The organism is Candidatus Nitrososphaera sp. 86-2, assembly GCF_056726185.1.
In genome coordinates this window covers 2,483,971-2,497,592 of the sequence record NZ_JBWZON010000001.1, presented here as the reverse complement: position 1 = coordinate 2,497,592, position 13,622 = coordinate 2,483,971, and the positions used below count along the sequence as shown (strand labels likewise).

Here is a 13,622-nt window from a genome sequence, read left to right as displayed (position 1 = left end):
CGCTATGAACGGTGTGATAAAGCTGGCAGCATATTCCGTGTAGTACAACATTGCCATCAGCGGGTTCCTCTTCCAGAAGAAGGTGCTCACGTAAAAGTTGGTTCGCAGGTACCCCTTCTTCCACCTCTCCTGCTGGCGCGTGAATTTGCGGAACGTTTCAGGAACGTCCGTGTATGCCACGGCTGAAGCTATGTAGACGGCGTCCGACCGGGTCAATGCGTGAGCGGTAAGTATCCTGTCTTCCGCGTCGTCGTACTGGCTTGCATCAATCAAGATTTTTTCTGCGAGTTTTGATTTGCCGGACAAACTCTCGCTCAACCCGACCTTGCCGTACGTCGGCGCGATGATGAACGACGTGAGCTCCCTGTCGTCGCTGCAGTCTACGTTTGACTTCATCCAGTACGGCATGAACTTTTCTATGTGCGAGCGGCGGTAGCATGCAAGACACCCCGAGCAGCAGGTCACGCTGCCAAACGAGCTTTCGCAGCATTTCTGGATATTAAACGCAAAGTCGTACCACGTGTCCTGGCACCTGGTGAGCAGGTTCTTGTTCGCGTTAAGCACCTTGACATGGCCTACTGCGGCGCCTATCTTGGGGTTTGACTCAAACGCCTTGACAAACTCTTCTATTGCGCGGGGATCGATGATGCTGTCCGAGTCTACAAGTACCACGTATTCACCCGTACATTTTAAAAAGCCTGTTCCGACCGCTTTTCTCTTGCCTTGATTCCTTTTGTTGATTACGATAAGTCTTTTGTACTTTCTGGAAAGGTCAATCAGCGTTTCCATTGTGGCGTCTTTTGAGCCATCGTTTACCGCTATAACCTCGATATTCTTGTAGGTAGAAGCAAAGATCCCATCAATCACTGACTCTATCAGCTTGGCCTGATTGTAGATTGGAATGATTATCGAGACTTTTGGGTTGCATTTGATCTCTGGTACCTTATGAGCGGGGTTCGTGTACCAAATCCATGCGATCAGGGTAATCACAAGGGTATGAATTGGCAGTATCAGTGACGCCATCATTATCATATCGTTCGTTTCAATGCTGAAGGTTATGATATGCCACATTATGACAGCGACTATTGATAGAGTAGCCGCCCTGATTATCCATCCCAGCTTTCTGATCTTAATCCTGCCGCTGGCTGACAGCTGCTGCTTGCTGACATTGTCCACTTCATCGATAAGCGCCTTTGCATTGCCTGTAACTTCCGTAGCGGTCAATACTCTCTCCTCTTACCCCGGGATGCAGCCCCAAGGCTCAAAGTACTGACGACGTTGGCCTTGCCTCTTGCCATGATTTCAGCAGACGATATACCCAGTAGCGCCGGTTTCATGATGCATCATCCGTCCATGCGCGCCTAGTTTGTCTGCGATAATGCTGGGACCGTTTTTGTGGATGTGGTTGCGTATTTCAAATGAGATCGGTATTCGCTATCGACTCTTTTTGCAGCCTCTATTATCGAAGAGTCAAGCAGGTTCTTTGACAAGTTGAGGAACATCTGGCTGTCCTTTGGCAGACAGTGGCCGCCGATTCCTTCTCGGGGCTCCAGCACCTCGATGTTCCACTTTGTGTTTATTGCCCCTCTCAGCTCCTGGAACTCTATGCCGGACCTGTCGCAGAACATGCGCAGCTCCTCTGCAAAAGCTATCTCCATGAAGCGATAGCTGTTCTCCACTATCTTGCAAAGTTCAGCGACTTCGACCGACTCTACAGGGTGGAGCGGTATGTCCAAGAGATTGCCGTAAAAGTGCTTTGCCGCATCTATGCAGCATTCCCTACATCCACCAATGACTCTGGTCTGGCGCACGCCGTGGTCGTGCTTTTCGTTTATGTAGAACCTGTGCGGAACGTGCACCACGTGAAGGCGGTGACCAAGGATTTCCTGCACCTTCTTTGAAGTCCCCCTCGTAATGGTGCTGTCTATACCAACAAGCGCGCCCTGCTTGCCCTCGTACGAAAGCTGCCTTGCTATCTCAAACAATCCATCAAGGTACGGCTGGAACATGTCTTCCGGCCTGTGGGTTGAGATACAGATGATGTAATAGTCATAGCCGGCAAAGTTGGTTGCCTTCTTTCTGATGACCTGGTCATTGATTGCGCGCTGAACCGCTTTTCCGCTGATGTCATACCCGTCGACCGTCAATCCCTTCATTGTCATATACTCTGCGTTGCTGTAGCCTATCTGACCGAGACCAATGACCAAAACCTTGTTGTTATTATGATTCATCTTGATGCAAGCTATTCAAATTACTAAAAGCAATTATGCAATCTCGATAGGTTGCAATATAATAGAGTATTACTCTGTTTTTAGAGATTTACATAAACTATGTCGACTAAGGGAGACTATATACCACAGCAATATTGCCACTACTGTCCCCGGGCAGCTAACACTCACATAGATCTAGTTTCATGCAAGACGAGGTGCGGCGACGGCACATCGGATTTTTGCAACATCGTAATCGAGTATCAGCAAGGCTCCAAGGTAGCGCTGCGCACCGACTTCCACATGATCTCGGCCTGCCCAAAGGGCATGTCATGGCCGTGGATCATGTGGCCCATGAACTGCTCCCGGCCTTCAAGCAGAATATCACAGTAGCGGCATTTTGCGGACAGCAGGACCTGCATCGTCAGCGCGTCCCCCACCTATTGTTCTTGATGTGCAAAAGCGCCGGTACAAGCATCCACGATACCACGAACTGGCTCAGCATGCTCATCAGCACGTTGTACTTCCAGTTCCGGGTAGCCGGGTCTCTCATGCGGTAATCCGTTCCAAGAAGGAACCCCTTGAACATGAGGAGCGAGACGAAGGTGAATGGCAGCCAGTAGTGTCCCAATACAAGCGGCTGGTACAGGGTCACGCCAAGCGCTATGAACGGTGTGATAAAGCTGGCAGCATATTCCGTGTAGTACAACATTGCCATCAGCGGGTTCCTCTTCCAGAAGAAGGTGCTCACGTAAAAGTTGGTTCGCAGGTACCCCTTCTTCCACCTCTCCTGCTGGCGCGTGAATTTGCGGAACGTTTCAGGAACGTCCGTGTATGCCACGGCTGAAGCTATGTAGACGGCGTCCGACCGGGTCAATGCGTGAGCGGTAAGTATCCTGTCTTCCGCGTCGTCGTACTGGCTTGCATCAATCAAGATTTTTTCTGCGAGTTTTGATTTGCCGGACAAACTCTCGCTCAACCCGACCTTGCCGTACGTCGGCGCGATGATGAACGACGTGAGCTCCCTGTCGTCGCTGCAGTCTACGTTTGACTTCATCCAGTACGGCATGAACTTTTCTATGTGCGAGCGGCGGTAGCATGCAAGACACCCCGAGCAGCAGGTCACGCTGCCAAACGAGCTTTCGCAGCATTTCTGGATATTAAACGCAAAGTCGTACCACGTGTCCTGGCACCTGGTGAGCAGGTTCTTGTTCGCGTTAAGCACCTTGACATGGCCTACTGCGGCGCCTATCTTGGGGTTTGACTCAAACGCCTTGACAAACGCCTCCACCGCGTGGGGGTCTATGATGCTGTCCGAGTCCACCAAGATTACATAGTCGCCGGTTGCTTTCAGAAAGCCCGAGCCCACTGCCTTTCTTTTGCCCTGGTTTTTCTTGTCTATCACTATCAGCCTTTCGTGCCTCTTGGCCAGCCTTACGAGGGCCGCCTTTGTTTCGTCCCGAGAACCATCGTTGACGGTGATCACCTCGATGTTCTTGTAAGTCGACGCAAAGATCCCGTCGATGACCTGCTCTATCAGCGTCGCCTGATTGTAGACAGGTATGATTATGGTTACCTTGGGGTTTGTCTCCAGCTTGGAGATCTTGGCCGCAGGGTCTTTGTACCATATCCAGCCGATGACGGTTATCGCTAGCGTATGTATGGGCAGTATGAGCGACATTATCATGATAATGTCGAGGGTTTCCAAGCTATAGCTCAGGATATACCAGATTATGACAGAAATTATCGACAGGGTTGCTATTCTGACCAACCATGCTTTTCTGGGCACCTTGATTCTGCCGCTTTTGGACAACTGCTGCCTGCTGCGGGTCGCGATTTGCTCTATTGGGGGCACCGCGCTGACCTCGCTCATGGCGCCTGACCCTCTTGGCCGGTGAGATTTTTGCCCACAAGGTCCGACGCGTCGACTATGCGGACTTTGCCGGACGTAGCGGACTTTAACTCTGAAATGAACTGGTGGATATCGCTCGGCTGTATCGAATTGTCAAACTCCAGCATTGCTGGCGTGCCGGCGGCAGAGAGACTGTTGAAAAGCTCCTGCGAAGCCTTTGGGTTTTCGATGCGCGTCAGCGGATACCTGACGAACTGGCCGTTTTCGTACCTGTTGTAGTGATCGGCGTAGGAAAAGTCAACAAGAATGCCGGACCGTTCGAGTAGTGAATAGATGTTTGCGTCGGTCAAGGAATTTGGCGCGCGGAATATCTTGGATTCCACCCCTCCAGCGTGATCGACGGCGCTCTTGCCATCCTGCACCTCCTTCAAGGCGACCGTGTAGTCCTTTATGGACGTGAGATTTGCGTAGCTAAAAGTTTGGCTCCCCACATCCACAGAGCCCAGCTTTGAAAAGCTGCTGGCGCATTCAGAGTGCGCTTGCGCGACCTTGCCGCTTACAAAGACCACGGCCTTGACTTGGTCAGAATCCAGTATGCCTGCAAGGTCATTGCACCATTTGGGGATGTTGCCATCGTCGTTCGTTACGACGAACGAAAGGACGACCGGTGTGGGATCTTTTTTTTCTGTATAGGAGGGTATGATGAGTATTATGCCCACCGCCACCACTATGCTAGTAGCCAAGGCCCCCATCGGCGCTAGTTTCATTCTTGGATCGTCCTTTCTGGTGTCAATGCAGCTGCTGCATGGACGGGACTTTGCCACTGCTTGAAGGCACAGAGCAGCCAATGTGCGACCGGTATTCATCGTCTACCTTCTTTGCCGCGTCGATTATGCTTGTCTCAAGTAGGTTCTTTGACAAGTTGAGGAACATTTGACTATCCTTTGGAAGGCAGTGGCCGCCGATTCCTTCCCTTGGTTCGAGTACTTTGATGTTCCACTTTGTATTTATCGCGCTACGGAGGTCGGCAAAGTCGATGCCCGACCTGTCGCAGAACATCTTTAATTCTTCTGCAAAAGCTATCTCCATGAAGCGATAGCTGTTTTCAACAATCTTGCATAGCTCGGCTACTTCTACAGACTCTACTTGATGCAGTGAAATGTTTAGCATGTCGCCATAGAACTGGCGTGCCTTGTCGATGCAACAGGGTTCGCAGCCGCCGATGACACGCGTCTGGTTAACCCCATGGTCGTGCTTTTCAGGTCCATAGAACCTGTGGGGCACGTGCACCACGTGCATCTTGTGGCGCAACATCTCTAGGACTTTTTCAGACGTGCCTCTTGTAATGGTGCTGTCAATCCCCACAAGCGCGCCCTGCTTGCCCTCGTACGAAAGCTGCCTTGCTATCTCAAACAATCCATCAAGGTACGGCTGGAACATGTCTTCCGGCCTGTGGGTTGAGATACAGATGATGTAATAGTCATAGCCGGCAAAGTTGGTTGCCTTCTTTCTGATGACCTGATCGTCCAGCGCGCGTTGGATGGCCGCTTCACTGATGTCATAGCCGTCGACCGTCAATCCCTTCATTGTCATATACTCTGCGTTGCTGTAGCCTATCTGACCGAGACCAATAACTAGAACTTTTTTACTGTTCATCTGGAGTCAACCTATCCAGAAAATTAAAAGCCATTATGCAGAACTGCTTTAGTTGATTGATACGAAGTCTTGCTCTAGTCCAGAAAACTATAGGATGCAGGGCTTTTGCTTGTATGGAAAAAAGCGAAAAGAAACCGCGGCAGGACGCTGCGTAAGTATGAAGTATGTGTGTATATGGTCGTACGCCACTATTCTTTTAAACCGCAAAGGACACCTTGTTTCCATCTTGATTCCAATAAACAGGCCGCAGCTAGGAGAGGAGGAAAAACGCGAGGTGATGAGCGTGATGGAGGAAAACGCTCTTACAAGCGCCGCGGCGGACGGCGGAAAACGCGTCCGCGATTTTGAGTCTCTCATGAAAGAGTACCTCGGCTGCAAACACGTCATAGCGGTCAACTCGGGCACCGCGGCGCTGCATGCGGCGCTTCTTGCGGCAGGCATCGGCCCGGGCGACGAGGTGCTCGTCCCGTCGTTCACGTTTGTCGCAACCGCAAACGCTGTCGTCGCCTCTGGCGCAAAGCCGGTGTTCGTTGACATTGAAAAGCGCGACTACACCATCGACGTTTCCGACGCAAAAAACAAGGTGACGAAAAAGACCAAGGCGGTCATACCCGTCCACCTGTACGGCCACCCGTGCGACATGGACGCGCTGGACGAGCTTGCGCAGAAACGCTCGCTTGCAGTCATCGAGGACGCGTGCCAGTCGCTTGGCTCTACCTACAAAAAGAGGCAGACAGGCACCTTTGGCGAAATGGGGTGCTTTAGCATGTACGCAAGCAAGGTGCTGACCTCCGGCGAGGGCGGCGCAATAACCACGGACGACTCGCGCCTTGCAGACAAGCTAAAGATGATACGAAACCACGGCATGGTCAAAGGCTATGACACGCGCATCTTGGGCCTGAACCTGCGCCTGCCAGAGCTTGCGGCAGCGATAGCAAAGGTGCAGATGGCAAAGCTTCCTGCAATGCTTGCCGCAAGGAGAAAGAACGCGCAACTGCTGTCAGAGCTCTTGCAGGGCGCAAAGGACGTTTCATTGCCGCAGGAAAGCGACGACAAGATATTCAACTGGTATCTCTACACGGTCTGCTTTGCAAAGGGTGCAGCGCGGGACGAGATGATGGCAAGGCTGCAGAAGGAAGGGATCGGCGCGACCGCCTACTACAACCCGCCGGTGCATAAGACGCCCTACTACAGCGGCAACTTTGCCGCAAAACTGCCGGCCACGGATTGGTGCGCCAAGCGCGTGCTTTCGCTCCCGGTCCACCCCGGCGTGCAGGAGGAAGACATCAGGCGCACGGCGGCAGGGATGATGCTTGCCCTGCCCTCATTGTCATGATTTCAATGTGAGGGAAAGAGGTAATTATCGCAACTTGTAAGATCATATCATAAAAATCGTATATTATGATATTATCATGATTTCGATGACTTTTTATAGCATTCTCATCACAAGTAGAGGCTGGAAATGCCGATTGACACTGGAGATACTACATGGATGCTCATCTCTACAGGTCTCGTCATGTTGATGACGCCTGCGCTTGGCTTTTTTGAAGCTGGCCTCATACGCAGCAAGAACGCGCTGTCCATCCTCATGCAGACCTTCTCCGGCCTTGCCATCCTTTCCACGCTCTGGTTCGTCTTGGGGTTCACGCTGGTGTTCTCCCCTTCCCAGAACGGGTGGATAGGCGGCCTCGACTGGCTGTTCTTCAACAACGTGCCATTCAAAGACAGCGTCGACTATGCGCCCACGATACCGGGAGTCACGTTTGGCTCGTACCAGATGATGTTTGCAGTCATCACGCCGCTGCTCATAACGGGGGCGTTTGCAGAGAGGCTAAAGTGGAGCTCGTTTTTCGTTTTCATAATCGCGTGGAGCATATTCATCTACTACCCGCTTGCCCACTGGATCTGGGGCAGAGGCTGGCTTGCAGATCTGGGCGTGTTTGACTTTGCCGGCGGTATTGTCATCCACACGAGCGCGGGCATGGCCTCCCTTGCGGCCGCGCTCGTGCTTGGCCGCAGAAAGAACTTTGGGCCGGACATCATGGTCCCGCACAACATCCCCCTTGCAGTCATCGGTGCCGCGATGTTGTGGATAGGCTGGTTCGGCTTTAACGCGGGGAGCGCCCTTGCGTCAGGCGCGCTTGCCGCAAACACGCTCCTTGTAACCCACATTGCCTCTGCGACTTCTGCGATGGTGTGGATATTCCTTTCGTGGAAGAGGTCGGGCAAGCCGTCGACTACTGCCGTAATCAATGGCGCCATTGCCGGCCTTGCCGGCGTGACTCCTGCCGCCGGCTTTATCGATCCGCAGAGTTCCTTCGTGCTTGGCATCGTGCTTGGCTTTGCGTCCTACTATGCCATCCTGCTCCTCAAGGAGCACTGGAAGATAGACGACGCGCTGGACGTCAGCTCGGTGCACGGAGTCACAGGCATCGTCGGCTCGCTTGCGATAGGCATACTTGCGACGCAGGTGGTAAACCCAGCAGGTCCAAACGGGCTCCTCTTTGGCAACCCAATGCAGTTTGCCATACAGGCGCTCGGGGTAGGAATCGCCGGCGCGCTTGGCTTTGGAGGCACGGTCGTCATCATGAAGATAATAGACAAGACCATCGGCCTCAAGGTCAAGGAAGAGGAAGAGGATATCGGCCTCGACATTACGCAGCACGCAGAGAGGGCCTACGTCACGTAGGTTCTCTCTTCACTCCTTTTTTTCCAAACTTTTTTATCTTTAAAACGCCGATTTTGTTCTGCATACATTGAGGCTCATCATATACACAGGCAAGGGAGGCACTGGCAAGACCGTGACTTCATGCGCCACGGCATTGAAACTGGCCAAGCGCGGGCACAGGACCCTGGTCCTGTCGGCAGACCCGGCGCACACGCTTGCAGACGCATTCATGATGCCGGAAGTGAGCTATGAAGCGATAAAGATAGCAGAGAACCTGGTGGCGCAGCAGATAGACCCCGTGACAGAGATGAGCAAGCAGTACAACACGATACTTTCGTACATGGCCTCCGTGTTTTCCGCAAAGGGCATCGACGAGACGCTTGCGTACGAGATAGCGATGCTTCCCGGCATGACGCAGCTTTTTTCATTGCTAAAGATAGAGGAGGTTTCAAAGACGGGCGAGTTTGACGCAGTGGTGCTTGACATGCCGGCGTCCGGCGAGGCGCTGCGCTATTTGTATTTCCCAAAGCTGGTAGGGAGCATCGGCCGCAAGCTGACAGGGCTTGCCGGACTATTCTCAGGGTTTGCCAAGGTGTTCCAGCCGCTTGCAAAGATCCCGGCGCCCTCAAGGAGCGTCATCAAGAGCGAGATGGACCTGATTGACAGGCTCGACGCACTTTCCGACATCATCAAGGACAACGACTCCACGAGCGTGCGCCTTGTGGCAAACCCGGACACGTTCAGCATCGAAAACGCCAAGCGCGCCCTGATGTCGGCAAGCCTGTACGGGATAAATGTGGACATGGCGATAATCAACAAGATAATGGCCAGCTCTTCCGACGCGTATTACGAAAAGTGGGCCAGCTTCCAGCACGGCAAGGTCGAGGAGGCCAAGGCCAACTTTTATCCGCTGCCGGTAAAGGAGGTGCAGCTGTACGCGACGGAACTCCGGGGGATAGAGATGCTAGAAAGGCACGGCGACTTGCTGTTCGGTGGCGAGGACCCCGCACGGGTGTTCTACAGGGGCCAGCCGTACGTGTTTGAAAAGCAAGATGCCATGATACGCATGACAGTGCAGGTGCCCTTTTCAGAGAAGGACGACTTTACAATCGAGCGGTACGGCGACTCGCTCACGGTGAGCGTCAGGACTGCCGCAGGCAAGATCGTCAACATCGTGCCCCTGCCTCTGGCAACCGCCGGCATGAAGCTAGCCAAGGCAAAACTGGAGGACAGGCAGCTTTTGGTGCTGTTTGAAAAGTAGTAGTAGCAGCAAGATGTTTTTGTACACTACCCTTCGTACAGAGGATTTTTTTGACTATGGATCGGAGCTGCGAACTAGGGTCTGTACCCGCAAACAGTTTATATAATATTTGAAACCCTCACTCTTGCAGAGTAAAAATGCCGATAGATCCAGACTTTCCGCGGAATCATCAAGTGATTGGAAGGATTAACCACTCTGACGGCGAGCACTTCCACTTCTTCTGGGGCCCAGGCAAGGTAGCCGAGGCCGCCGAGAACGAGGAGGTCAAGCACGCCTACGAGTCGCACGGCGAGGAGCTGGTCCCGCTGGGCGTGAGTGGCACAATGGTCGCCATAGACTGGGACTCTTGCGTCGCAGACGGCGCCTGCATAGAGGCTTGCCCGGTCCAGGTGTACCAGTGGTACAGGACAGAGCAAGACATCCCGGCAAAAGATGCTATCACACAGACCTTTGCAGGGACAGGAAGCTCGGTGAAGGAAGAGCGCAAGGACTACACTGACAAGGCAGACCCGATAAGGGAGCACGACTGCATCTGGTGCATGGCGTGCGTTTCAGTGTGCCCGCCTCAGGCAGTAAAGGTAGACCAGAGCAACCTGGAATTCCACGAAAAGGCTGCAGGCACCTTCAACGAAGCGCTGTCAAAGAGCTCTCAGGCTCCGCCGCACGCGCACTAGCCTTTCCTTCTTTTTCCTTTCTTTCTTTCTTTTCATTTTCTTTAAGATTAAATCACGCCACGCGCGTTATTCTCGCTGTAGTTGCCCGTCCTCTCTGACTCGTACATGGGCCTCTTTATGCCAGCCGACATCCCGGCAAGGATAACGCGCTTTATCGCAGGGCAGGCCGATTTCCCGTACATAAAGCGAGAAGAGACAGTCGGCGCGTTTTTCATATTCGGCAAGGACCACGGCGTGTACGGCGACTCTGAAGTAGCGGAGGCAAGGGACCTTGCAAAAAGGACGGTGGAGCAGGCCGCAAAAGACATACGCATGTACGCGTCAATGCCAGGCAGGCTAGATTCCGCATTCACACGTGAAAACTATACAAAGCGCATGCTGCAGATTGCAGTCGACACACGTGGGCTGAAGCAGGAAGAGGTAAACGAGCGCGTGGCCGGTGACCCGACCATATTATCAGACTGCTTTGCGCAGCACGTCGCGTTTTACAGGCAGGAGTTTTATTTCGAGATTTTCGGCCCGTTGAAAAAATACCAGCTGCCGCCGTCGCTGCAAGAAAGGCTAGAGTCGAGGATGATACTGCTCGGCTACAACGCGAAAAACGCCAAGGAGCTCCCCTTTGCCAGTTCGCTAGGGGCCTTTTTTGCGTGGCTGAAATCGCACTAGAAATTCGACGTGTGGTCGATGACGCGCACCATGTGCTTGACGTCTAGCACCACCACACCTTTTGGCAGGTTTATCGCAAGCACCTGCTCTTTGGGCGGGCTGTACCGCAGGACATGCACCAGCGCGCCCTTGCCGAGCCTCCTTCCGCTCCTCTTTTCAATCACTATCTCAGGGTCGAACAGCGCGTCAAACGCGAAAAAGTAGGTGCCGCCCCACACGTTCACGGAATACTCTATTCGGTAATACGGTATCGACATCCTGGGAAACATCAGCGCGGTTGACGAGTGCACGTTTTCTTCAGCATCGTGCATCCGGCCGCCGTGGTACGCGTCGATAAAGGGCACCTTTGCATAGACGGTCGAGTTGACCGCCTTTCTAGTACACAGAGTCTCGTACCGGGCAAACTCTTCCTCAGGGAGCGTCGCCGGCCCGTACCTGGCGTCGTCGTGCATCGTCGTCCGACGGTTTACCACGAATTTTTCCCCGGCCTCAAGCAGGCGCCGCAGGTTTTCCACGAACTGGTGCTCGTTGCACTCGTATAGTGGCACTATCCGCCCACGCCCTTGACGACGTGCGTTATCGTGCTTTTAGAGCCGCAGATTGTGATGATAGGGTCCTTTGGGTACGCGTCGCCGATTTCCTCAGAGACGCTTATCGTCTCCTCGCCCCGGACGTACAGCAGGCGCTTCCAGAACTTGCCGTCAGCTACGACAGTCGCAGAATTCTGCAAAAGAAAGCCTATCTCGGAGAGGCTTGCCTCCACCCTTTCAAGCGGCACAAGAACCGAAATGGACTTGAGCATTTGTTGCGGCTGCTCATCCTTGCGCACGATATTTTGATCGCTTTACGAATATAAAAATCGGTCGAAAGACTGTGCACAAGACTGTTTTTTTCGAGTGTGCATAAATGCATAATTTGAGCACGCTTGTGCATAATTGGGAAAAGAACGGCCCATCATAGGGTCGCTGCGGCATATACACGGCAGTACGTCTTGCAACGATAAGAGAACTATTTTGGGGCGTGGCTGCTACTGCTTGATTAGCTCTCTCCCTACCCATGTGTCTGTCTCAACATCATGTACATGTCGTCGCTCGTGTAGCTGAGCCACGAGGTGTTGTACTGCTGGCGGTACGTGTTTGCGCCGTCAAATGGGTCGGCAGCATCGCGGTCAAGCATCACTGCCGCATAGTTGTTAGAGTTGCCGCCCGTGTATTTGATACCAATTCTGTCGCCGGCCTGTATGGTGTACAGCTCGCTGGGCAACGAGAAGGCATAGTCGGCGTACGTTGAAGTGATGGTCGTGGCGTCTTTTGTCCCAAACAGCTTTTTCACCGTCAGATCCGAGTTAAAGATGCCGACCTGAACCGTTCCTGTCGGGGCGCCGGTCTTTCTCAGTTTCAGCGTTATTTCGTTTATGGTCTTGCCTATCAGCTGCGACGTCGGTGACACGAATTCAACGTGCGACTGGGTGGCAGAGTACAGGCTGAGGCCGTAGGTCGCAGTCGTGTCCGACATTCGGGTCACAGGAAAAGTGCCCGGGCTGATGAGGTAGGTCTCTGTTTTGACCGGGCTGGAATTGCCTGCTGTGTCTCTTGCAAAGAACTTCAGGGTGGTGGTGGCAGTGATGGAGATCGGCGAGGAGTAGATGGGGCTTGACGTTGTCGGCGTGCTGCCGTTTGTGGTGTAGTATATGGTGGCCGGCTCGTTTGCGGCCAGCACGACAGACTGCGCGGACGAGTAAGAGCCGCCGGCGGGCATGGCAGTCACCACGGGCGGTGTAGTATCGGGGGGAGACGAAACTGTTCCGGTGAGCTCGCTAAAGGACTTGATCGCATATCCCCGCGAATTGACGCCGTTGAGGACAGAGTCTATGCGCGCTATGGATGTCGAGTCCACCGAGTTCAGAGCGGTATCTCCATCATATTTGCTGAAATCCTGCGGGTGTAAGGTCACTACCGCCCAGCCCCTGTCCGCTATGCTAGAATCAATCTCTGAAAGGATCTGGCTGGATGTCAGCTGGAAATGCTGGTTGTTGGTCCATTCGCTAAACGCCGTCGTTTCAGGAGCGTGATAGATCCCGCGGCTGTCGGCGGTGGGCGCAAATGGAGTCGAGGGGTTATCTTCATAGTAGCTTGCAAACGTGTCTGCGCTAATTATCTTCAAGCCGAGGTTTTGCATTGCGACCAGGGTGTCGGAGTTGAACACGTTGTAGGGGGTGATGAAGATGCTCGACTTTTTCCCGTACAGGGTCTGCATCTTGTCGTTTGCCTTTTGCAGCTCTGACTGCTGCTTGCTCTGAGAAAAGGTCGTATAGTCGTCGTGGTTCCAGCCGTGCAGGGCATACTCAAAGAGCCCGGGGCCCTGCCGCGTCTTGTCTACCACAAGCGGGTCGTTTCCGAAAAAGTTCATTATCTCTCCCAAGGTGAGTTTTGCGTTTTTGTTGATGAACTTGTCCATGACTGCGGCCTGGACGCTGTTTATCCAGTAATCCTGTACGTCGTCAAGCCTAAAGACCACGCAGTTGCAGGTGGCCGCAAAAGCTGGTTTTGGATAACTGACGAGAGACACGAACGACAGAACTAACATGGCTGCAAGAGCAGCCGCCGTAGAGAATCGTACGGTGTTTTTTTGGACCCGT

The 13,622-nt window shown here is 53.2% G+C and carries 14 protein-coding genes; 5 read left to right on the top strand and 9 right to left on the bottom strand.

Features of this window, described 5'->3' with window-relative positions:
• The 6 genes from ACYOR7_RS14645 to ACYOR7_RS14620 all read right to left on the bottom strand — a co-directional run.
• The coding region (locus ACYOR7_RS14645; RefSeq protein WP_479914432.1) for a glycosyltransferase family 2 protein at positions 1-1,224 on the bottom strand (1,224 nt) is incomplete at its 3' end.
• Between the two features lie 137 nt (positions 1,225-1,361).
• Positions 1,362-2,231 carry a nucleotide sugar dehydrogenase gene (locus ACYOR7_RS14640; RefSeq protein WP_479912769.1) on the bottom strand — a complete coding sequence of 290 codons (870 nt, stop codon included), beginning with the start codon at positions 2,229-2,231 and terminating at the stop codon, positions 1,362-1,364.
• Between the two features lie 239 nt (positions 2,232-2,470).
• The gene (locus tag ACYOR7_RS14635; protein ID WP_479912768.1) at positions 2,471-2,629 is read right to left on the bottom strand and encodes a hypothetical protein; all 159 of its coding nucleotides are present in this window, start codon (positions 2,627-2,629) and stop codon (positions 2,471-2,473) included.
• Positions 2,630-2,631: 2 nt separating this feature from the next.
• Entirely contained in the window at positions 2,632-4,080 is a 1,449-nt protein-coding gene (locus ACYOR7_RS14630) for a glycosyltransferase family 2 protein (protein WP_479914431.1), read from the bottom strand.
• Positions 4,077-4,802, bottom strand: coding sequence for a polysaccharide deacetylase family protein (locus ACYOR7_RS14625; RefSeq protein ID WP_479914430.1), 726 nt, complete (start codon positions 4,800-4,802; stop codon positions 4,077-4,079). The genes ACYOR7_RS14630 and ACYOR7_RS14625 overlap by 4 nt, the downstream gene beginning before the upstream one ends.
• A 46-nt stretch (positions 4,803-4,848) precedes the next feature.
• Complete coding sequence (locus ACYOR7_RS14620; protein WP_479914429.1) at positions 4,849-5,715, bottom strand: nucleotide sugar dehydrogenase; 867 nt, start codon at positions 5,713-5,715, stop codon at positions 4,849-4,851.
• A 226-nt stretch (positions 5,716-5,941) separates the two neighbouring features.
• Here ACYOR7_RS14620 and ACYOR7_RS14615 point away from each other — a divergent pair, with 226 nt between their 5' ends.
• The 5 genes from ACYOR7_RS14615 to ACYOR7_RS14595 all read left to right on the top strand — a co-directional run bounded on the left by ACYOR7_RS14615 (position 5,942) and on the right by ACYOR7_RS14595 (position 10,984).
• Entirely contained in the window at positions 5,942-7,051 is a 1,110-nt protein-coding gene (locus ACYOR7_RS14615; RefSeq protein WP_479914428.1) for a DegT/DnrJ/EryC1/StrS family aminotransferase, read from the top strand.
• A 126-nt stretch (positions 7,052-7,177) separates the two neighbouring features.
• Complete coding sequence (locus ACYOR7_RS14610) at positions 7,178-8,404, top strand: ammonium transporter (protein ID WP_294806979.1); 1,227 nt, start codon at positions 7,178-7,180, stop codon at positions 8,402-8,404.
• Positions 8,405-8,471: 67 nt separating this feature from the next.
• Positions 8,472-9,644 (top strand): ArsA family ATPase, encoded by a 1,173-nt coding sequence (locus ACYOR7_RS14605; protein WP_479914427.1) that lies wholly within the window; start codon positions 8,472-8,474, stop codon positions 9,642-9,644.
• A gap of 137 nt (positions 9,645-9,781) precedes the next feature.
• Positions 9,782-10,318 (top strand): 4Fe-4S dicluster domain-containing protein, encoded by a 537-nt coding sequence (locus ACYOR7_RS14600; protein ID WP_294806985.1) that lies wholly within the window; start codon positions 9,782-9,784, stop codon positions 10,316-10,318.
• Between the two features lie 81 nt (positions 10,319-10,399).
• Complete coding sequence (locus ACYOR7_RS14595) at positions 10,400-10,984, top strand: hypothetical protein (protein WP_479914426.1); 585 nt, start codon at positions 10,400-10,402, stop codon at positions 10,982-10,984.
• On the opposite strand, the gene ACYOR7_RS14590 is transcribed toward ACYOR7_RS14595, so the two are convergent.
• The 3 genes from ACYOR7_RS14590 to ACYOR7_RS14580 all read right to left on the bottom strand — a co-directional run bounded on the left by ACYOR7_RS14590 (position 10,981) and on the right by ACYOR7_RS14580 (position 13,570).
• Positions 10,981-11,532 (bottom strand): hypothetical protein, encoded by a 552-nt coding sequence (locus ACYOR7_RS14590; RefSeq protein WP_294806990.1) that lies wholly within the window; start codon positions 11,530-11,532, stop codon positions 10,981-10,983. The two genes, ACYOR7_RS14595 and ACYOR7_RS14590, sit on opposite strands and share 4 nt — an antisense overlap.
• Positions 11,532-11,813 carry a hypothetical protein gene (locus tag ACYOR7_RS14585; RefSeq protein WP_479914425.1) on the bottom strand — a complete coding sequence of 94 codons (282 nt, stop codon included), beginning with the start codon at positions 11,811-11,813 and terminating at the stop codon, positions 11,532-11,534. Before ACYOR7_RS14585 ends, ACYOR7_RS14590 begins: the two co-directional genes overlap by 1 nt.
• A gap of 221 nt (positions 11,814-12,034) precedes the next feature.
• Positions 12,035-13,570 carry a chitobiase/beta-hexosaminidase C-terminal domain-containing protein gene (locus tag ACYOR7_RS14580; protein WP_479914424.1) on the bottom strand — a complete coding sequence of 512 codons (1,536 nt, stop codon included), beginning with the start codon at positions 13,568-13,570 and terminating at the stop codon, positions 12,035-12,037.
• Between the last annotated feature and the right edge of the window lie 52 nt (positions 13,571-13,622).

What these genes read in the sequence shown, in the direction of transcription:
- ACYOR7_RS14640 (WP_479912769.1), bottom strand. Translation starts at nt 2,231, where the DNA reads ATGAATCATAATAACAACAAGGTTTTGGTCATTGGTCTCGGTCAGATA.
- ACYOR7_RS14635 (WP_479912768.1), bottom strand. Translation starts at nt 2,629, where the DNA reads ATGCAGGTCCTGCTGTCCGCAAAATGCCGCTACTGTGATATTCTGCTT.
- ACYOR7_RS14630 (WP_479914431.1), bottom strand. Translation starts at nt 4,080, where the DNA reads ATGAGCGAGGTCAGCGCGGTGCCCCCAATAGAGCAAATCGCGACCCGC.
- ACYOR7_RS14620 (WP_479914429.1), bottom strand. Translation starts at nt 5,715, where the DNA reads ATGAACAGTAAAAAAGTTCTAGTTATTGGTCTCGGTCAGATAGGCTAC.
- ACYOR7_RS14610 (WP_294806979.1), top strand. Translation starts at nt 7,178, where the DNA reads ATGCCGATTGACACTGGAGATACTACATGGATGCTCATCTCTACAGGT.
- ACYOR7_RS14600 (WP_294806985.1), top strand. Translation starts at nt 9,782, where the DNA reads ATGCCGATAGATCCAGACTTTCCGCGGAATCATCAAGTGATTGGAAGG.
- ACYOR7_RS14580 (WP_479914424.1), bottom strand. Translation starts at nt 13,570, where the DNA reads ATGTTAGTTCTGTCGTTCGTGTCTCTCGTCAGTTATCCAAAACCAGCT.